At 64.8% G+C, this 17,475-nt stretch carries 16 protein-coding genes; 7 read left to right on the top strand and 9 right to left on the bottom strand.

The features are described 5' to 3' along the window. Positions 1–5: 5 nt before the first annotated feature. Both WNB94_RS10905 and WNB94_RS10900 read right to left on the bottom strand, forming a co-directional pair. Positions 6–1,421 (bottom strand): saccharopine dehydrogenase NADP-binding domain-containing protein, encoded by a 1,416-nt coding sequence (locus WNB94_RS10905; RefSeq protein ID WP_341390419.1) that lies wholly within the window; start codon positions 1,419–1,421, stop codon positions 6–8. Then, positions 1,421–1,750 carry a hypothetical protein gene (locus WNB94_RS10900; RefSeq protein ID WP_341390418.1) on the bottom strand — a complete coding sequence of 110 codons (330 nt, stop codon included), beginning with the start codon at positions 1,748–1,750 and terminating at the stop codon, positions 1,421–1,423. Before WNB94_RS10900 ends, WNB94_RS10905 begins: the two co-directional genes overlap by 1 nt. Positions 1,751–1,925: 175 nt before the next feature. Here WNB94_RS10900 and WNB94_RS10895 point away from each other — a divergent pair, with 175 nt between their 5' ends. Further along, positions 1,926–2,837 (top strand): DMT family transporter, encoded by a 912-nt coding sequence (locus WNB94_RS10895; protein ID WP_341390417.1) that lies wholly within the window; start codon positions 1,926–1,928, stop codon positions 2,835–2,837. A gap of 6 nt (positions 2,838–2,843) precedes the next feature. Here the strand turns inward: WNB94_RS10895 and WNB94_RS10890 are convergent, their stop codons facing one another. Further along, positions 2,844–3,602, bottom strand: coding sequence for a hypothetical protein (locus WNB94_RS10890; protein WP_341390416.1), 759 nt, complete (start codon positions 3,600–3,602; stop codon positions 2,844–2,846). A 281-nt stretch (positions 3,603–3,883) separates the two neighbouring features. Here WNB94_RS10890 and WNB94_RS10885 point away from each other — a divergent pair, with 281 nt between their 5' ends. From WNB94_RS10885 to nikR, 6 genes are read left to right on the top strand one after another with little or no spacing between them, the layout of a single operon-like run. After that, complete coding sequence (locus tag WNB94_RS10885; protein ID WP_341390415.1) at positions 3,884–4,903, top strand: ABC transporter substrate-binding protein; 1,020 nt, start codon at positions 3,884–3,886, stop codon at positions 4,901–4,903. A 21-nt stretch (positions 4,904–4,924) separates the two neighbouring features. Then, complete coding sequence (locus tag WNB94_RS10880) at positions 4,925–5,890, top strand: ABC transporter permease (RefSeq protein ID WP_341390414.1); 966 nt, start codon at positions 4,925–4,927, stop codon at positions 5,888–5,890. After that, positions 5,887–6,783 (top strand): ABC transporter ATP-binding protein, encoded by an 897-nt coding sequence (locus tag WNB94_RS10875; RefSeq protein ID WP_341390413.1) that lies wholly within the window; start codon positions 5,887–5,889, stop codon positions 6,781–6,783. The genes WNB94_RS10880 and WNB94_RS10875 overlap by 4 nt, the downstream gene beginning before the upstream one ends. 20 nt (positions 6,784–6,803) lie before the next feature. Further along, a complete protein-coding gene (locus WNB94_RS10870) occupies positions 6,804–7,571 on the top strand; it encodes a creatininase family protein (protein WP_341390412.1) in 768 nt (255 codons plus the stop codon). A gap of 13 nt (positions 7,572–7,584) precedes the next feature. Further along, the gene (gene glnT, locus WNB94_RS10865; protein WP_341390411.1) at positions 7,585–8,958 is read left to right on the top strand and encodes a type III glutamate--ammonia ligase; all 1,374 of its coding nucleotides are present in this window, start codon (positions 7,585–7,587) and stop codon (positions 8,956–8,958) included. Positions 8,959–8,973: 15 nt separating this feature from the next. Beyond that, positions 8,974–9,450, top strand: coding sequence for a nickel-responsive transcriptional regulator NikR (gene nikR / locus WNB94_RS10860; RefSeq protein WP_341390410.1), 477 nt, complete (start codon positions 8,974–8,976; stop codon positions 9,448–9,450). On the opposite strand, the gene WNB94_RS10855 is transcribed toward nikR, so the two are convergent. From WNB94_RS10855 to WNB94_RS10830, 6 genes are read right to left on the bottom strand one after another with little or no spacing between them, the layout of a single operon-like run. Then, a complete protein-coding gene (locus tag WNB94_RS10855) occupies positions 9,380–10,585 on the bottom strand; it encodes a fumarylacetoacetate hydrolase family protein (RefSeq protein WP_341390409.1) in 1,206 nt (401 codons plus the stop codon). The two genes, nikR and WNB94_RS10855, sit on opposite strands and share 71 nt — an antisense overlap. Continuing rightward, entirely contained in the window at positions 10,582–12,525 is a 1,944-nt protein-coding gene (locus tag WNB94_RS10850; RefSeq protein ID WP_341390408.1) for an acyl-CoA synthetase, read from the bottom strand. Before WNB94_RS10850 ends, WNB94_RS10855 begins: the two co-directional genes overlap by 4 nt. A gap of 19 nt (positions 12,526–12,544) precedes the next feature. Then, a complete protein-coding gene (locus WNB94_RS10845; protein ID WP_341390407.1) occupies positions 12,545–14,176 on the bottom strand; it encodes a bifunctional 3-(3-hydroxy-phenyl)propionate/3-hydroxycinnamic acid hydroxylase in 1,632 nt (543 codons plus the stop codon). Further along, positions 14,173–15,246 (bottom strand): alcohol dehydrogenase catalytic domain-containing protein, encoded by a 1,074-nt coding sequence (locus tag WNB94_RS10840; RefSeq protein WP_341390406.1) that lies wholly within the window; start codon positions 15,244–15,246, stop codon positions 14,173–14,175. Before WNB94_RS10840 ends, WNB94_RS10845 begins: the two co-directional genes overlap by 4 nt. Then, positions 15,243–16,208, bottom strand: a complete 966-nt coding sequence (locus tag WNB94_RS10835) for a fumarylacetoacetate hydrolase family protein (protein WP_341390405.1) — start codon at positions 16,206–16,208, stop codon at positions 15,243–15,245. The genes WNB94_RS10840 and WNB94_RS10835 overlap by 4 nt, the downstream gene beginning before the upstream one ends. A gap of 45 nt (positions 16,209–16,253) precedes the next feature. Next, entirely contained in the window at positions 16,254–17,393 is a 1,140-nt protein-coding gene (locus WNB94_RS10830) for a VOC family protein (RefSeq protein WP_341390404.1), read from the bottom strand. Positions 17,394–17,475: the final 82 nt, after the last annotated feature.

The raw sequence follows: 17,475 nt of genomic DNA, 5'->3' as shown, positions 1-17,475 counted from the left end.
GCGCCTCACGAAAGGGCCTTGCTCACGATGAACTGGTCGAGGCACCAGCGACGTTCAGCCGCTGGTGAAACAGCCTCGGCATCGCCCGCCGGATGCCACGCAAACACGGCCTCGACCAGGGGCTCCCAGTATGGGGCGGCATGGCGCATCAGCAGTTCATGATCAAGGTCTTCGGATTCCACAATGCCCGCCATCGGATGCAGGAGCAGCCATTCGATGGCACCCATCACGCCACCGACCACCTGCAGACTGGTGGCATTATTGTGCGGCGCCAGCGCTCTGGCGCGCCCAATGGACAATTGCGACCCAAACCACAACGCAGGGTAGCGGTCACTGAGCAAGAGCACCCCCAACTCGTCCATGCCGTCCACGATCTCGTCTTTCAAAACCCTGGCTGCCTGCACGTCGGCGCGGTGACCGGCCTCCAGCAAGGCCAGGCTGTCGGCCGCTTCGTCACATGGGTGGTAGGCGTAATAAACGGTCGGCCGATACACCACACGATCACCGTCGCGCAGCGTCAACCAAGACGCCATCGAGAACGCCTCGTTGTGACTGATCAGCCAGCCGGTCACCTCGCCCGCAGCCGGAGTGCGTGTCTTCACTCGGGTGTGAACCCCCAGTTGTGGCGCGTACACGCCGCAACGATCGCCGATGTCGTGCTGGCACACGCTCGCGTGCCACGGCCCCTGAGTCTCGTGGCTGCCCCACCCCATTTCCACGGGCTGCAGCGCCTCGGCGATGAAGCCATCCACCGACCAGGTGTTCACGAACTCGCCCGGCGCTCGCGGCATGGCGCCCGACTGAGTGTCTCGCTCAGAAACCTGGATGACACGCACACCCAAAGCCTGTGCCAGTTGAGCCCATTCGATGCGCCCCACCGGCGCCACAGGCTGCGGCCGCCAGCGGCGGGCCATGCGCAGTAACGCCTCTTTGGCAAAGATGGACACCATGCCCGGGTTGGCGCCATGGGCGACAACGGCGGTGGGCAAGGGCACCCCCGACCGGCGCTGCGCAGTCTGGCACTCGATGACCGCCTGGCGCATGCGGTAGTTGGTGTTGTCGCCAGAGGCAAGTTCGCCGTCTCGGTAAGCCCACGGATCGATGCAGGTGTCGAGGTACCAAGCACCTTGTGCCTGCGCCCAGCTAATGAGCGTCAGGCTGTCAATCGACGTGGCGAGGTTCAAAAGCAAGGTGCCCTCACCCACTCGCCCTCGCAGCAAGGCCTCGAAGTTGTCGACACACACACAGGCGCGCTGCCACTCAAACCCGAACTCTGCGGCCACAGCCACCTGCTCGGGGGTCATCCTCTCGTCCAGCACCTGTACGACCACATGCCCAAATCGGCGACGCAACAAAGGCGCCAGCGCCTGCCCGATGTTGCCAAAGCCCATGAACACCACGTTGCGGAGAGCAGCCCGCATCACCCATCCTTTCCCAAGGTCATCACCAGCACCGCCGCCAGCGCCAGCGCCACACCCACCCCCTCACGCCACGTGAAAGGCTGTTTGAACACGACCACACCCAGGCCAGCCACCATCAGCAGCGTGGCCACCGAATAAAAGACGGCGATGGTGGCCAGGTTGTGCTGCTGCATCAGGTGGTACCAGGCAATGGCAGGCGAACCGTAACACATGGCCCCAAATGCAAACTGCCACGATGACATACCGGGACCGACCGAAGCCAGCTTGATGAAGTAATCGCCGACCACGGTCAGCAAGGTGGCCAACGCCAGCCAAAGCAGCGCGGTCATCAACATCCCGCGTCCACGTGCATGGGCCTGAGGACGCCATCCAAGCCCACCACGGCCACACACCAACGTCTGTTCATCGCACACCTCCGCCAATTGATTGGGCGCCAATGTAATTTCAAGGCGCTTCAGCGCCCATCCCTAGCTCCCACGATGGGCCCATGCACCACAATGCCGCATGCCCCGCCCCCACCTCTCCGGCACGCCTGCACCCGCATCTCTGGGGTGGCTGGTTCTGCTCACGGCCTGCACCATGGTTGCCTTTGCCGCCAACTCGCTGCTGGCCAGGCTGGCGTTGCAGACCACCCCCATCGATCCCAGCACCTTCACGGCGGTGCGGCTGGGCGCGGGCGCACTCACGCTGGCGGCGCTGATGCGCCACCAAGGCCTGCGCTTGGACACCTCGCGCCGGGGATGGTGGTCAGGGCTGCTGTTGTTCGTGTACGCCGCGGGCTTCTCTCACGCCTACCGCGGGCTGGACACCGGCACTGGCGCACTGGTGTTGTTCGCGTCGGCGCAGTTGCTGATGATGGCCGTGGGCTGGCAGCGCGGCGAACGTCCCCACGGTGTGGGCGCGCTGTTGGCACTGGCCGGGCTCGTGGTGTTTCTGGCGCCCGGCGCCTCACCCACGGCAGCGAGCCACCTGGTGCATGCGGCACTGATGCTGGCCGCTGGCCTGGCCTGGGGCGGCTTCTCGGTGCTGGGCAAATCAGCCGGTCAACAGGCCATGACGCCCCTGGCCGCCACCGGCAGCAGTTTTGTGCTGGCCACCCCACTGGCCCTGGGCCTGCTGGCGTGGGAATCGCTGCAGGGTACCGCCTTGCACGCCCCACCACTGGGCGTGGCGTATGCCGTGCTGTCGGGGTGCGTGACCTCGGCCCTGGGTTACGTGCTGTGGTACTGGGTGCGACAGCGCATGGCCACCCAGGCTGCCGGCACGGTGCAGTTGTCAGTGCCCGTGCTGAGCGCGCTGATGGGCCTGGCCTGGCTGGGCGAAACCATGGGCCTGCGCCAGGTGCTGGCAGGTGGCGTGGTGCTGATGGGCGTGGCGTTGGCCGCACAACATGGTGCACGCCAACGCCGTGGCTAGCGCTGCTCAGCGCTGCGCAGACACTTCTACGATCTTGTAGGTGTTCTTGGAGCCCGTACCGACAGCTTCAGTCATGACAGCGATACCAAACTGCTGGATCACGGCCCATTTGGATCGGTAATGCAATGCGCCGTCCCGGAAGTTTTCACAGTCCAGCTCAAGGACCTTGCCAGGCAGATCCTTGTGGTAATCGGTGGCGGGCACCAACTTGGTGGCCTTGCACTTGCGCTGGTATTCGGTGAAGTTGAGCAACTGAACTTCCGGGCCTGCGCTGTATTCAGACTCGAAGGTCTGGCCCACGGCGGTGGGCACGGGGCTGAGCGACTTCAGCTCCTTGACATCGTAGATGCCGCCAACGTAGCCACCTTGCAAGGGCACGCTCTGCGAGCGCAGGTCCAGCATCCCTGCGTAAGAGACGCTGAAGAACATGTTGAACGGGATGCCGTTGCTGGACTGCTCACGTTTGAAGCGAATCAGGCCGTCGCCAAAGGGCTCCATGATGAACAGATTGACCCAGGCGTCTTTCTTGCCAGTGGGCTCTTCGCTGGTCGCCTCGGTTTTGATCGTCAGCTTGCGAAAGCCCACAGCTGGTTGATTGCGTGGCACCTGGCTCAGCAGCTTGGGGGCCATTTTCTCAAGCGAGAACGCATGGGCGAGGTGCGCATCCGGGTCGCTCACCACCATTTTGACGTCCGTCATCGTGCCGCAGCCGCTCATCAGCGCCACCGCAGCAGCAGCCATCGCACCCAAAGCCAAACGCTTCATCAACATCTTCTTTCTACCTTTCCCTGTTTAAAACAAGATCAAACACTCAACCAACCGTGAACCATAGCCGAGCCCACCGTAAAGCTCAACGCGGCTGTCGCGAACACGCACCTCGGTTGTTGCGCACAGCCCCGGTGCGCTGATCCCGGCTTTGGTGAACTCTGCGCGCCCGCGGCCTGGGCCGCCCCTGCGCGCCGCCCAAAGTACGGCTGGCACGCTTGATGCATTGCCCATCGGTATTACCCGTTGTTCAATCCGTAATAACCGAGGATGGGCTGATCATGTTCTCTGTATCCGAGTTGACCGCAAGCGTGCGCAAGCACCTGGTGAGTGGGGCCAAGGCCCTCGTGGCCGTGTCGGCCCTGGTGGGCGCACAGCTCAGTTGGGCGGCCCAACCCCTGACCGTGGGCTACAGCGACTGGCCGGGCTGGGTGGCCTGGCAGGTGGCCATTGACAAAGGCTGGTTCAAGCAAGCCGGTGTCGATGTGAAGTTCGAGTGGTTTGACTACTCGGCCTCGCTGGAGGCCTTCGCGGCCGGCAAGATCGACGCCGTGACCATGACCAATGGCGACACCCTGGTGACGGGCGCCACCGGCGTCAAGGGCGTGATGGTGATGCTGACCGACTACTCCAACGGCAATGACATGATCATTGGCCGCCCTGGCGTCAAGTCGCTCAAGGACCTCAAGGGCAAGAAGGTGGCGGTGGAGTTCGGCCTGGTCGAACACCTGCTGCTGCTCAATGGCCTGAAGAAGGCGGGCATGAAGGAGTCTGATGTCACCTTGGTGAACGCCAAGACCAACGAAATGCCTCAGGTGCTGGCCTCGGGTGACGTGGCCGCCGTGGGCGCCTGGCAGCCCATCGCGGGTCAGGCCATCCGGGGCTTGCCGGGCTCGCGCCCCATCTACACCTCGGCCGACGAGCCAGGTCTGATCTACGACGTGCTGGCCGTCAACCCCACGAGCCTGGCGGCCCGCAAGGCAGACTGGCAGAAGGTGGTGGGCGTGTGGGACAAGGTGGTCAGCTTCATCAACGACCCCAAGACCCAGCCGGAAGCGTTGAAGATCATGGCCGCGCGCGTGGGCGTCAAGCCCGAGGCCTACGCCACCTTCCTCAAGGGCACCCGACTGCTCTCGCTGAAGGAAGGCAAGGCCATCATGGTCAAGGCCGATGGCTTCAAGTCGCTGTATGGCTCCAGCAAGATCGCCGATGAGTTCAACGTGGCCAACGAGGTGTACAAGACCCCGCAGTCCATCGACAGCTACATCGACGCCTCGTTGACCAACGCTGCGGCCAAGTAAGGCCACCAGGACAGGCCCACCATGAGCACCTCCACCTGGTTTGCCGTGCGCGCGCCGCTGTCGCCTCGCAGCCGGTGGATGCTGGGCCTGGGCTCGTTCTTGCTGCCGCTGTTGTTGTGGGCGGCCGTGAGCTACGTGCCCTGGCTGTGGCACCCCCAGGTGCTGGTGACCGAGGTGGGCGATGTGAGCTACCTGGAGGTGGGCATGCGCATGGAGCGCGCCGCCTTTGCCGACGAGGTGGCCGCCATGCAGGAGGCGGGGCAACAACCGCCCCAGGGCACACCGGCCAACCCCGTGTACCTGCCCGCGCCGCATGAGGTGGGGCGCGCGTTTTACACCGCCTTCACCACCCCGCCCCAGCAAAAAGATGGCTTGTGGCTGCATGAAAGCCTGTGGCAAAGCATGCAGATCATCTTCTGGGGATTTTTGATCTCGTCACTGGTGGGCGTGCCGCTGGGCATTTTGTGCGGTGTGTACACGCCCATCTCGCGGCTGCACGAGCCCTTCATCGAATTCTTCCGCTACCTGCCGGCGCCCGCTTTTGGCGCATTGGCCGTGGCCATCCTGGGCATTCACGCGGGGCCGAAGATCGCCATCATCGTCATCGGCACCTTCTTTCAGCAGGTGCTGGTCATCGCCAACACCACACGCAAGCTGGAGTTCGGCCTGCTCGAAGCCGCCCTCACCCTGGGCACCAAGCGCTGGAAGCTGCTCAGCCGGGTGGTGCTGCCCGGCATCCTGCCGGACCTGTACCGCGATCAGCGCGTGCTGCTGGGCTGGGCCTGGACGTACCTGATCGTGGCCGAGCTGATCGGCGCCAGCTCGGGCATCACCTTCTTCATCACCCAGCAGGCCCGTTACCAGAACTTCGACAACGTGTATGCGGCCATCGCCATGATCGGCATCATCGGCCTGAGCATCGACCTGATGCTGGCCTGGCTGGGGCGCCGGCTCTTCCCCTGGGACACTGCGAAGGGCAGGACATGAGCTACCTGGATCAGTCCGAGGCCGTGAAGGCCAGATTCGATCGCCTCAAGGCGCGTGATGTGGTGCTGGAGGTGAAGGACCTGGGCAAGGTCTACGACTCGCACCAGGGCCCCGTGACGGCACTCAAGGGGGTGGACTTCAAGGTGCACCGTCGCGAGTTTGTGTGCGTGCTGGGCCCGTCGGGCTGCGGCAAATCCACCTTGATCCGCATCCTGGCGGGGCTGGAGTCCTACAGCAGCGGCCAGGTGCTGCTGGACAACCAGCCCGTGGTGGGCCCCGGCAAAGACCGTGGCATGGTCTTCCAGGGCTACACCTTGTTCCCCTGGTTGTCGGTCAAGAAGAACGTGATGTTCGGCCTGGAAGTCAATGGCGCCGGTCAGAACGAGGCCGAAGCCCAGGCCCGGCAGTGGCTGGAGCTGGTGGGCCTGAGCAAGTTTGCCGATGCCTATCCGCACCAGTTGTCGGGCGGCATGAAGCAACGCGTGGCCATTGCGCGGGCGCTGGCCAACCAGCCGCGCATCCTGCTGATGGACGAGCCCTTCGGCGCGCTGGATGCGCAGACGCGCGCCAAGATGCAGGCCCACCTGCTGGAGATCTGGCGCAACATCGACATCACCATCCTGTTCATCACGCACGACCTGGACGAGGCCGTGTACCTGGCCGACCGCATCCTGGTGCTGAAGGCCCACCCCGGCGAAGTGCAAGAGCTGATCGAAGTGCCGGTGCCCCGGCCACGCAGTCCGGGGCAGTTCGATACACCCGAGTTCCGCGCCACCAAGGCGCACATCGAAGCGCTGATTCACCCACCCCATGACGCCAGCGAGGACGACCCCGAGCCCGATGTGGTGCCCCAGGTCATCCGCATGACCGACGTGGGCGACGACGTCGAATAAGGCGGGATGAGGCACCCACAATGTTCTGGTCTCACCTCACCTGGGCCGAGCTGCCTGATGCCTTGAAAGCCGCTGGCCATGCCGCCATCCTGCCCGTGGGCGCCACCGAGCAGCACGGCCCCCACATGGGCTGCGGCATGGACACCGAGATCGCCGACAAGCTGTGCCGCGCGGCGTCGCAGGCCACGGGCGTGCCCATGCTGCCGCCCCTGCCCTACGGTTGCTCCTTGGGGCACAGCCGCCGCTGGCCCGGCACCATCCCCGTGCAGCCCATCACCCTGATCGAGCTGGTCAAGCAGATCGGTGATGGGGCGTACCACAGCGGGGTGCGGCGCCTGTTCATCATCAACACCCACGTGACCAACGCCGCACCCTTGCGCTGCGCACTGGAGATGCTGCGCGCCGAGCACGACGACCTGATGGTGGCCGTCATCAACTCGCCGGACATCAGCCCGCGCGTGCGGGACTTTCACTTTGCCGATGCCACCGACTGGCACGCCAACGACGCCGAAACCTCGTTGATGCTGGCCGTCTCGCCCGAGATGGTGCGACCCGACAAGCTGGCCGACGGCGACGACCCGGATCGCACCACCGGCCAGGTGTTTGCGCACCCGGTGAACCGCACCAGCGCCAACGGCGTGACGGGCTCGCCCAGCCAGGCCACGGCCGAGAAAGGCCGCGAAGCCTTCGGCTGGATGGTCGAGGACCTCTCCGCCCTGATTCGCCGCGGGCTCACGCAAGAGCCCCCTTTGCCGCACTCGTATTTCGATCGTGTCGATCACCCCTGAGCTGGAGTACCGCATGTCTCGCGCAGAACCCACTGAAGATCACGTCCACGCCCTGCAACAGGCCCTGAAGGACAAGGGCGTGAAGTACTGCATCGGCGCTTACGTGGACATCCACGGCGTGCAAAAGGCCAAGGTCGTGCCCATCGACCACCTGCCGCAAATGGCGGCGGGCTCGGAGCGCTACACCGGCTACGCGCTCGATGGCCTGGGCCAGGCGCCCAACGACGACGAGCTGACCTCGGTGCCTGATCTGAACCACGTGGTGCAACTGCCCTGGGAGCCCAAGGTGGCCTGGATGCCGGCCGACAACCACTTTCAAGGCAAGCCCTACCCCTTGAGCACCCGCGTGGCCCTGAAGAACGTGCTGGCGCAAGCGGCCGAGATGGGTTACGGCATGAACCTGGGCATCGAGTGCGAGATCTACCTGCTCAAGCAAGAAGCCGATGGCTCTTTGAGCGTGCCCCACCCCAACGACAAGCTGGTCAAGCCCTGTTACGACGTGCAGGGCTTCATGGACAACTTCAGCTGGCTGGACAAGGTGGCCACCTGCATCAACGACCTGGGCTGGGACCTGTACTCGTTCGACCACGAAGACGCCAACGGGCAGTTCGAGTTCGACTTCAACTACGCCGATGCGCTCACCACCTGCGACCGCCTCACCTTTTTCCGCATGATGGCCAAGCACTATGCTGAAGAAGAAGGCCTGATCGCCACGATGATGCCCAAGCCCTTTGCCAACAAAACCGGCAACGGCGCGCACTTCAACATGTCGCTGTACGACCTGAAGACCGGCAAGAACCTGTTCGCCTGCGACCCGACAGAAGACCCACATGGCATCGGCCTCACACCACTGGGCTACCAGTTCGTGGCCGGCATCCTCAAGCACGGGCGGGCCCTGTGCGCGGCCTTTGCGCCCACGGTCAACAGCTACAAGCGCCTGGTGCGCCGTGGCGCCATGAGCTACTTCTCGTGGGCACCGGTGTTCAACTCGTATGGCTCCAACAACCGGACCAACTCGGTGCGCATCCCGGCCGGTGGTGGCCGCTGCGAATCACGCAACGCCGATGGCGCCGTGAACCCCTACCTGGCCGCCGCCCTGGCCCTGGCCGCCGGTCTGGAAGGCATCCGCGAGGGCCTGGACCCGGGCCTGCCCAACGAAGACAACCTGTATGAGTTGAGCGAAGCCCAGCGCCGCGAGCGCGGCATCGAGTTCTTGCCCCAAACCCTGCAAGAGGCCGTGCAGGCCTTCGCCGCCGACCCGCTGGTGGAGCGCACGCTGGGCAAAGCATTGCGCGATGAGTTCATCACCTACAAGACGCAAGAGTGGGAGGCCTACCACCTGTCGGTCAGCCAGTGGGAGATCGAGCGCTACAGTCACCAGTTCTGAGCGCGATCACCCCCCATGCCCATCGACCCGTCCAGCCCCGACCAACGCAATGCCCCCGTGGCACGCATCAGCGTGTCCATGCCTGAAGACCTGCTGGCCGAGCTGGACGACATGGTGGCCGCACGCGGCTTTGACAGCCGCTCTCAGGCCATCTCCGAGATGATCAACCTGCAACTGCTGGAACACAAACGGCAACTGGGTGACGAGGTGATGGTGGGCACCATCACCTTGCTGTATGACCGCTCGGTGCGCGGCCTGCAGAAAGAGCTGGCCGACCTTCAGTGCGACCACATCGACGAGGTGATCAGCTCACTGCACGTGCACCTGATGGGCCAGCAAATGATGGAGGTGGTGCTGGTGCAAGGCCCCGCCGCCAAACTGCAGGCCATCGCCAACCGCATGATCACCCTGCGGGGTGTGATCACCGGCCGGCTGCAGTTGATGGCTGCCACGATGCCGCCGCTGCACCCGCTGTCGCCGGTGCGGGGGTGAGGTCCTCGTCAACCACGCGATTGCGCTGAACGCCCAGGTCGATGCTGCCATCAGCGCTGCGGATGCGCGCCTCGACCAGGTCGCCGGCTTTCAGGTAACCGGTGCGCTCTTCCTGGATCTTGTTGAAAATCGCCCAGCGTGCTTCTTCAGGCAGCAAGGCGCCCAGGCGCTGCTTCAAGGGCGACGGCACCGACAGGGCACAGCCCGCCGGGGTGCCCGTGGACAGCAGATCCCCTGCATACAGATCTTGCACGCCCGACAGCTCGGTCAGCGTGGCCGCCGGACCATGCACCCAGTTGGCGGTGCTGTCGCGCTGCCTGACCTCCCCGTTGACGGTCAAGGTCAGCTGCATGCGGTACAGCTGCGGCATGTCTTGTCGTGTCAGCAAACACAGGAAGGGCCCCACCGGGCCAAAGGTGCGAAAGCTCTTGCCCTTGTAGAACTGGGATTGAGGGATCTGGATGTCTCGGGCCGAGTAGTCATTGACGATGACCATCCCGGCGATGTAGTCGTGCAAGTTGTCGGTGGTCACGACCGTCTTGGACAGCACATCTCGCTTGAGGATCAGGCCCAGCTCGATCTCGTAATCCAGAAACCGCACACGGGCTGGTTTGATGAGCTCGCTGTGGGCCGGCACGATGCAACTCGTGGCCTTGGTGAAGATCATGTTGTACGACTGAGCATCCGGGTCGAGGCCCGACTCGATCATGTGCTGACGGTAGTTGGCCCCCTGGCAGATGAACTGCTGATCGCGCGTGACGGGCGACAACAAGGCCACATCCGCCCACGGAACGAGGGCGCGATGGCCCGAAGCCAGAGTGGCCAAGCGCTGCTGCAGCTCGTCTGCGTCGTGATGCCGTATGAAATCGCCCGTGCTGGCGAACTCTCCAGGCAAGGGCAGCAGCCCCGACGCCAGAACCAAGCCCCATTGAACGCGCCCCTGGTGTTCAAATCGGGCCACCCGCGTGACCTGACGAGGCTGCGCCGCTGGTGATGAAGGCGACTGGCCATGGCGCGGTCCCGCCGGGGCAGCCACTTGGCCCGACGAGGCCTGCACCCCCATCATCGACAAGGCCCCGAGCATGGCGGCGCCCGTTTTGACCACCGTCCGTCTGGTGCTGTGTTGATCGCTCATGATGAAACCTGCTCGTGGTGAAAACTGAACTGATCCAGGCGAGCGCGAAGACCCGCCACATCACCGAGGGCGCGCCAGCGCAGCACCAGGCCCCGCTTCATATCCTGCACAGCCTCGCCATGGGCATCACGCACGTCAAGGGCGGCGGCCAGCTCGGTGAAAACCGACTCCAGCTCCTGTTGCATCAAGCTCGGTTTGAATATCTTGCCGATCGCGGTGGTGGGCAAGGCGTCCACGATGCGGATTTGCTTGGGATGGGCCGCGCGCTCGGCGATGGTTTGGCGGGCGTGGGCCATCAAGTCATCCACGCTGGCCTGATGACCGGGTCTGAGCTGCAGATACACCACGGGCACCTCGCCCGCGTGCGCATCGGGACGGCCAATCGCGGCCGCCATGGCCACGGCCGGATGCTGGCACATGGGCTCTTCGATCAGCTTGGGATCGATGTTGTGCCCACCACGAATGATGAGCTCTTTTTGTCGACCGGTCAGCCAGAAGTATCCATCGCGGTCCACCCGCCCCAGATCACCGGTGTTGAGCCAGGGTTGCACCGCCCCCTTCGCATCTGGCCGCATCACCCACAGCCCCCGGTTGTGCGCTGGATTGAGGTAGCCCTTGAACAGGTTGGGCCCCTGGATGACGATGGTGCCCACCTCGTCCACCTCGGCGTCACGGAGGTAGTGCCCGTCTGCGCTCAGCAGCACCACGCGCATGCGCTGCCATGGCAGCCGAACACCGATGGAGCCGATCCTGGGGGCCGCATGCAGGGGCGTCAGGCTGGAGACGCACCCTGCCTCGGTCAAGCCGTAGCCCTCCAGCACCTTCAACCCCAGCTCGTTGTGGACACGGTTGAACATTTCAACCGGCATGGGCGCGGCACCGCAAACGCCAAAGCGCAGGCTCGACAGATCTCGCCCCTGTCGCGGCACCTGCAAAAGCGCCGCATACACCGTGGGCACACCCGAGAACGACACCAGGCGATGGTGTTCGACGAGCTCCCAGAAACGCTTGACCACCCCGTCACCTCGATAACCCTGCGGCGTGCCCAGCAGCACATGCCCCCCGCGGGACCACAACGACAAACCCGTGCCAATCTGGGCATTGACGTGAAACAGCGGCAAGCCGCAAAACACCGTGACACCTGGGCCATCCAGCTCAGAGGCCCCCACCGCCGCCAGCTGCAGGGCGTTGGCCACCTCGGTGCGATGGGTGCGAACCGCGATCTTGGGCATCCCCGTGGTGCCGCCGGTACAGAAGTACGAGGCCACATCGTCCAGCGCCGGAGGCTCGAAGGCCAGGGCCTGGGCGTCGTGCTGTTTCAGGGACGCATGAAAATCGCGCACGACCAGCCCACCGAGCCGCCGAGGAGTCTTGAGGCGCTGCGCCATCTGCAGCACCTTCGCCAGCGGGTGGCGCAGGTAGCGCAACGGGCTGATGCACAACACGCCCTCCAGCCCAGGCACCTGAGGGGCCACGGCAGAGACCTTCTCCCAAAGATCTGCACCCGGCGTGGGCGCCAACGTGACGATCCACTTGGGCCGCCCGGCCTTGAGCAACTCCAGCATCATCGCTGGCTCAAGCAAGGGATTGATGGCCAGGACGATGCCGGCCGCTTCGCCTCCCCAGATGGTCCAGTGGGTCTCGGGCAGGTTGGGCAACACAAAGGCGATCACGTCGCCGCGCCCAACCCCCATGTGCCTGAACATGTTGGCCGCACGGGTGATCTGCCCCAGCCATTGGCGATGGGTCCACACGAAGGGCCGCGCATGGTCATCAGTGCGCAAGAAGAAGGACAAAGCCGGGGCGTCTGGCCGCTGGGCGGCGCCCTGACGCAGCAAGGCATAGGTGCTGGTGCGCCCTGCCAGCAGATCGGGCGTTTTGGATTCCAGGGCTTCGATGTCCTGCAGGTTCCTGACAGGCAGTGCGAGGGTGGTGGTCATGGGTTCAAGATCGGTGAAGTCAGTGAAGGGCGCCCGTCAGGGCTGGCGCGCTGGTCAGCCGCAGGTTCGATGGCGACATCAGCGCCAGCACCTGGCGGATCAGCCGGGGCGCCTCGGTGCAGGGGCCGTCGTGGACGACCACCTTGTCAGGGCGAACAATGGCCACCCACCCCACAGGCACCGCGGTGGGCATCAGGCTGCCACCCAGGTCTTCCCACAAAGGCAAGGCCGACGGCTGGGCCGCCTTTCCCCGTGGATTGATCTGCACAAAGCCACCACCGCAGGCGCTCCACGCCTCGGCCAGATCGGCGCTGAGCCCGGCAGAAGGATCCACGCCAAAGCCCACCATCACCAGGCCGGTGCCCAAGGCATCGTCGCTCAGCATCACCTCGGCGGTATAGGGCGACCTGAGCCAAACTTGAGGCATCTGCTCGCCATGACGCAAGCGTGCACATCGCTCAGCCTTGATGAAGAACCCGTGCTTGAACCGGTTGGGCGGCTTGATCTCCAGGTTCTCGAACAAGCGCCGCAACCGCGGCACCCGGGTCAAGGCACTCATCACACCGTGGGTGAGGAAGGCCGCAGCATGGTTGCTGGGCATGACCAGTCGGCCCATCATCTTGGCCAGGTCGATCATCGCCTTGACATGAGGGCGGCGCTCCTGGTCATAGCTGTTCAGCAGTGACTCGCTGGCGCGACCCTGACAGACCCACGACAGCTTCCAGGCCAGGTTGGCCACATCGCGAAGGCCGGCCACCAGGCCCTGCCCAACGAACGGCGGCGTGATGTGCGCGGCGTCCCCCACAAGAAACACCCGCCCCGCACTGAAGCGTTCGGCCACCCGCGCGTGAAAGCGATAAACCGCAACGCGCTCGATCTCGATGTGTTGCCCCTCGGTCCACGGCCGCAACAGGCGCGCCACCGTCTCGGGGCGCTCCATCTCTTCTCGTGTCTCGCCGGGGTTGAGCTTGAACTCCCAGCGCTGGCGCCCCCCCGGTGCCACCATGTGGGGCGTGGGCCGGCGGGGGTCACAAATGAACTCCACGTGGTCAATGGGCCGGGGTACACGTTTGGCGTCGACGACCAGCCAATCCTCGGCAAAGGTCTTGCCCTTGAACTCTTGCCCCAACAGGCGACGCACCAAGGAGTTGGCACCGTCGGCGCCCACCACATAGCGCGCCTTGATCTGGCGGGTCTCGCCCGTGTCGGCCACCAGATCGGCCATCACGCCATCGTCCACCTGCAGCAAAGACACCAGGCTCGTTCCCAGGGCCACCGTCACGCACGGACTGGCCACCAGGCGATCACGCAGCACCCGCTCCAGCTGAGGCTGGAAGAAGGTGACGAGCTTGGGGTGCCCGTCAATGGCGCCTGCCGTCACTGCGCGGCTGTACTGGCCAAACAGCGGCGAATGCATCCGCACCTCGGGGATGGCGATCTTGTCAAACGCATCGTCTTCCAGGCCGCACATCTGCAGCACGCGCAAGGCCTCGTTGTCCAGCGCGATGGCCCGGGGGGCCATGAAGATCTCGGTGGCTTTGTCGATCACCATGGTGGTGGTGCCATGGCGGTTGAGCAGTTGTGCCAGTGCGGCCCCCACCGGCCCCATGCCCACGATCAGGACATCGACGTCTGCTTCACGCTGATTCATCTTGGCACCTCCGCGCCGTCCATGCGGCGATCGTTCACAGGGATGAGCACAGCGCGTCCGGCGCGTCGCTGCGCCACGTGCTCGAACGCCTCGGGAGCGTGCTCCAGGTCGGTTTGCAGGCCCAGCGGCAAATGCAGACCGACGTTGCCGTGCAGCCAGCCGTGCAAAGCATCGAGTGCCTGCATGTCGGGCTGGAAGATCGTCCACACGTACCGGGCCCCGGAACCGGCCTGCGCCCTCAGTTGGCCCCGCATGCCCCGCCACGCCTGAAGTGCGTGCCAGGTGCCACCCAGCCATCCCAGCTCGTCCAGGCTGCCCAGCAGGGGATGAACGGTGGTGGCATGCCCCAGCGCACCGCGCTTGAGGCGGCTGATCAAGAGGCTGTCGTCTGCCCAGTTGGCAAAATTGAAGCTGGCGTCAAAGACAGGCGGCAGGCTGGACAATGAGGCCCGCGTGCGGTCCAGCACCGTGGTTGCCCCCAGCTCGTGACAGGTCTGTACATGGGCGGTGCTGCACACGGCCGTCACCCGCGCCCCCCACAGGGTGAGCACCTGCAAGGCCAGTTGCCCCAGGCCACCCGATGCACCATGAACCAGCACCTGCTTGTGCCGTGCGTGCTGCTTGGACAAGCCCACACCGCGCAGCGCCAGCCACAGCGTGGTGAAGGTGTAGGGCAAGGTCGCCAGCTCTGAGGGGCTGTAGCACGCGGGCGATGCCCTGAGGTGGCGTGCCTTGACCAGCACATGGCTGGCGTGCGCGCCCTGCGGGCCGGTAGGCACCAGCCCGAACACGCGGTCGCCGGCTTTCCAGCCCGACACGCCGCCCCCCGTGGACATCACCACACCGGCCACGTCATTGCCCACGGTGAGCGGAAACCGGCCTGCGCCTTTGAGCTTCAGCAGACGCTGGCCATAACCGCTGGCGCGCTTGACATCGATGGGGTTGACCGAGGTGGCCTCGACCTTGACCAGCACCTCGCCGTGCGACGGCAAGGGCACCTTGAAGTCGATCACCTGACACTGCGGTGGACTGGACGGCGCCACGCACACCAGCTTGCGCCCCGCGCTCATGCGGTCGTCACCTTGTTGCGCTGCTGCCCCAGGTCCAGAGCCCCGTCATCGGTGCGGATGCTCAGGGTCATCACGTCGTTGGGCTGAAGGTAGAGCGGGTTTCGCCGTCCCCCTTTGATGAACAGACGCCATTTGGTCGACTCCGACAAAAAATGGCGGGCCACCCACATCGAGAGTTTGCCGGGCGCCCTGGCAGCACAGCCTGCGGGCGTGCCTGTGGCGATCAGGTCGCCGGCCTGGAGGTTCTGCAAGGCCGAGAACTCGCTGATGGTCTTGTGCGGAGGATGAATCATGTCGCGGCACAGGCTGTCTTGCCGGACCTGGCCATTGACACTCAGGCGCATGTGCAGGTCAGGCCAGCGCGCCCACTCATGGGGCTCCAGCAACAGCAACACCGGACCGGTCGGACCAAAGCTTCGGTAACTCTTGCCCTTGTAGAACTGAACCTGGGGCAACTGAACATCTCGCGCCGACACGTCATTGACGATCGTCACGCCAGCCAGCACCTCGTGCAGCCGATCGGCACGCACATCCACGGCCTCGCTCAGATCACGCCCCATCACCAGGCCCAGCTCGATCTCGTAGTCCAGCAACTGCACATGCGCTGGGCGCACCACGTCATCGAACGGGCCTGCCAGCGACGACGACGCTTTCGTGAAAAACGTGTTGAAGGGAATGCTGGCCGGGTCGATGCCCGACTCGCGGACGTGGCTGCCGTAATTGATGCCCTGACACAGGAACTGCTGGTTGGTGGTGATGGGCGACAGCAGGCTCACCTCGTCCAGGGACACGGTGGCTTGCGCGGCACGCAGGGCGCGGGCCTCGACCTGGCCGTGCCGCACGACATCGGCGGTGGTGGCGTATGCCCCTGACAAGGGGGCGATGCGCCGGTCAAACAAAACGCCCCATTGGGCGGTTGCGTGGTTGCCGGGGGCGGCGTAGCGAACAAGTGGGGTGGCCATGGTGATGAGGCTCCGGGTGGTCGGTGATTGAATGACGAGAGAGGCTCAAAGCCAGGGGCGTGCAGGGGTGTCCACCATGCGCGCCATCATCCGCAGGCGCTTGACGGTGATGCGCCCTGTTCGCAGCAGCTTGAGCACCCGCCACAAGAGGGCTGGCGTTTTGGGGGGAAACATGCTGGCGGGCACGTCATGCCCCCAAGCCCACAAAGCGCTGGTGCTGAATGGGCTGTAGTGCGGCTCGCGGTCTGCCGTGAACAGATCGCCATCGGTGTAGTGCTCGAAGGCCAGCCCATCGGGGTCACGCCAGTAGTCGAACAACTGACTGCCCAGCAGGTGCCGGCCGATGCCCCAGAGGTGCTGGTGTCCGTTCACGCGCAGCACCTGCTGTCCCTGCCCCAGCGCGTCCAGGTCACCCACCTCCCAGGCGCTGTGCTCGTAGCAGGCCTCCAGCCCACCAGCGATCACCACCGTGTGGTGATCGGCCGGCGTGGCGCCCAGGTTCAGGCGAAAGAAGGTCAGAAAAGGCGTTCCGTCCTCCAGGTACTGCACGTCAGAAGGCAACAAGCCCAAGTGGCGCATGTACCAGTCGGCCATGGCATGGAAGTCGGTGGTCTGCAACACCACGTGGCCCAACCGCGCCACGGCCGCGGCTTCGATCGGGGTTCGCACCGTGGCATTGATGCGCATGGTTTGCCCCAGGGCATTGATGTTGGCGTGGGTGGGCTGGCGCAACGGCAGGGGCGCCACCTCTGGCCAGTCGGTGATCAGCCACACCTCGTGGCCGTCCGGGTCGATCAGGCTGACGCCCCGAGCCCCCCCCGGCACGGCCTCGGGCGACAAGGGGCGAGCCCCGCTGTCGCGCTGCAGACGCTCAAAGTCGGTGTCGGCAGGCACCACGAAAGCGGCCCCCACAAATCGAGGGCGTGGCGACTGGCGGGCCATCAACAACGCAGGCTCAGCCCCCGCCCCCCTCATCACCAACTGCTCCGGTGTGCGAGAAACCGTGATCAGCCCAAAGTCTGTCCAGAAACGCTGCGCGGCGTCCAGATCGGCTTTCTCGAAGCGCAAAAACGCCAACTTCGTTGCCTTCTGCAAGGCCGCAGGACGGACCAGCTTCTGCACATGCGCAGGCAAGGCGCTTTCCGGGTGCTCTGATGGGGCCCTCAGGGCCGATGCGTGTGCCATGGTTTGCTACACCGGTGTTGACCGGCATCAAAACGACAATGTAGTCATAATGACATAAAAGTCATTATGATGGAAGTGTCGT

The organism is Aquabacterium sp. A3 (assembly GCF_038069945.1).
Classification (GTDB): domain Bacteria; phylum Pseudomonadota; class Gammaproteobacteria; order Burkholderiales; family Burkholderiaceae_C; genus Aquabacterium.
This window is presented reverse-complemented; position numbering and strand designations above follow the sequence as displayed.

Excerpts from the sequence above, each read along its gene's own strand:
- WNB94_RS10890 (WP_341390416.1), bottom strand. The coding sequence starts at position 3,602 with ATGAAGCGTTTGGCTTTGGGTGCGATGGCTGCTGCTGCGGTGGCGCTG.
- WNB94_RS10905 (WP_341390419.1), bottom strand. The coding sequence starts at position 1,421 with ATGCGGGCTGCTCTCCGCAACGTGGTGTTCATGGGCTTTGGCAACATC.
- WNB94_RS10875 (WP_341390413.1), top strand. The coding sequence starts at position 5,887 with ATGAGCTACCTGGATCAGTCCGAGGCCGTGAAGGCCAGATTCGATCGC.
- WNB94_RS10830 (WP_341390404.1), bottom strand. The coding sequence starts at position 17,393 with ATGGCACACGCATCGGCCCTGAGGGCCCCATCAGAGCACCCGGAAAGC.
- WNB94_RS10835 (WP_341390405.1), bottom strand. The coding sequence starts at position 16,208 with ATGGCCACCCCACTTGTTCGCTACGCCGCCCCCGGCAACCACGCAACC.
- nikR (WP_341390410.1), top strand. The coding sequence starts at position 8,974 with ATGCCCATCGACCCGTCCAGCCCCGACCAACGCAATGCCCCCGTGGCA.
- WNB94_RS10855 (WP_341390409.1), bottom strand. The coding sequence starts at position 10,585 with ATGAGCGATCAACACAGCACCAGACGGACGGTGGTCAAAACGGGCGCC.
- WNB94_RS10840 (WP_341390406.1), bottom strand. The coding sequence starts at position 15,246 with ATGAGCGCGGGGCGCAAGCTGGTGTGCGTGGCGCCGTCCAGTCCACCG.
- WNB94_RS10880 (WP_341390414.1), top strand. The coding sequence starts at position 4,925 with ATGAGCACCTCCACCTGGTTTGCCGTGCGCGCGCCGCTGTCGCCTCGC.
- WNB94_RS10885 (WP_341390415.1), top strand. The coding sequence starts at position 3,884 with ATGTTCTCTGTATCCGAGTTGACCGCAAGCGTGCGCAAGCACCTGGTG.
- WNB94_RS10900 (WP_341390418.1), bottom strand. The coding sequence starts at position 1,750 with ATGACCGCGCTGCTTTGGCTGGCGTTGGCCACCTTGCTGACCGTGGTC.
- WNB94_RS10870 (WP_341390412.1), top strand. The coding sequence starts at position 6,804 with ATGTTCTGGTCTCACCTCACCTGGGCCGAGCTGCCTGATGCCTTGAAA.
- WNB94_RS10850 (WP_341390408.1), bottom strand. The coding sequence starts at position 12,525 with ATGACCACCACCCTCGCACTGCCTGTCAGGAACCTGCAGGACATCGAA.
- WNB94_RS10895 (WP_341390417.1), top strand. The coding sequence starts at position 1,926 with ATGCCCCGCCCCCACCTCTCCGGCACGCCTGCACCCGCATCTCTGGGG.
- WNB94_RS10845 (WP_341390407.1), bottom strand. The coding sequence starts at position 14,176 with ATGAATCAGCGTGAAGCAGACGTCGATGTCCTGATCGTGGGCATGGGG.
- glnT (WP_341390411.1), top strand. The coding sequence starts at position 7,585 with ATGTCTCGCGCAGAACCCACTGAAGATCACGTCCACGCCCTGCAACAG.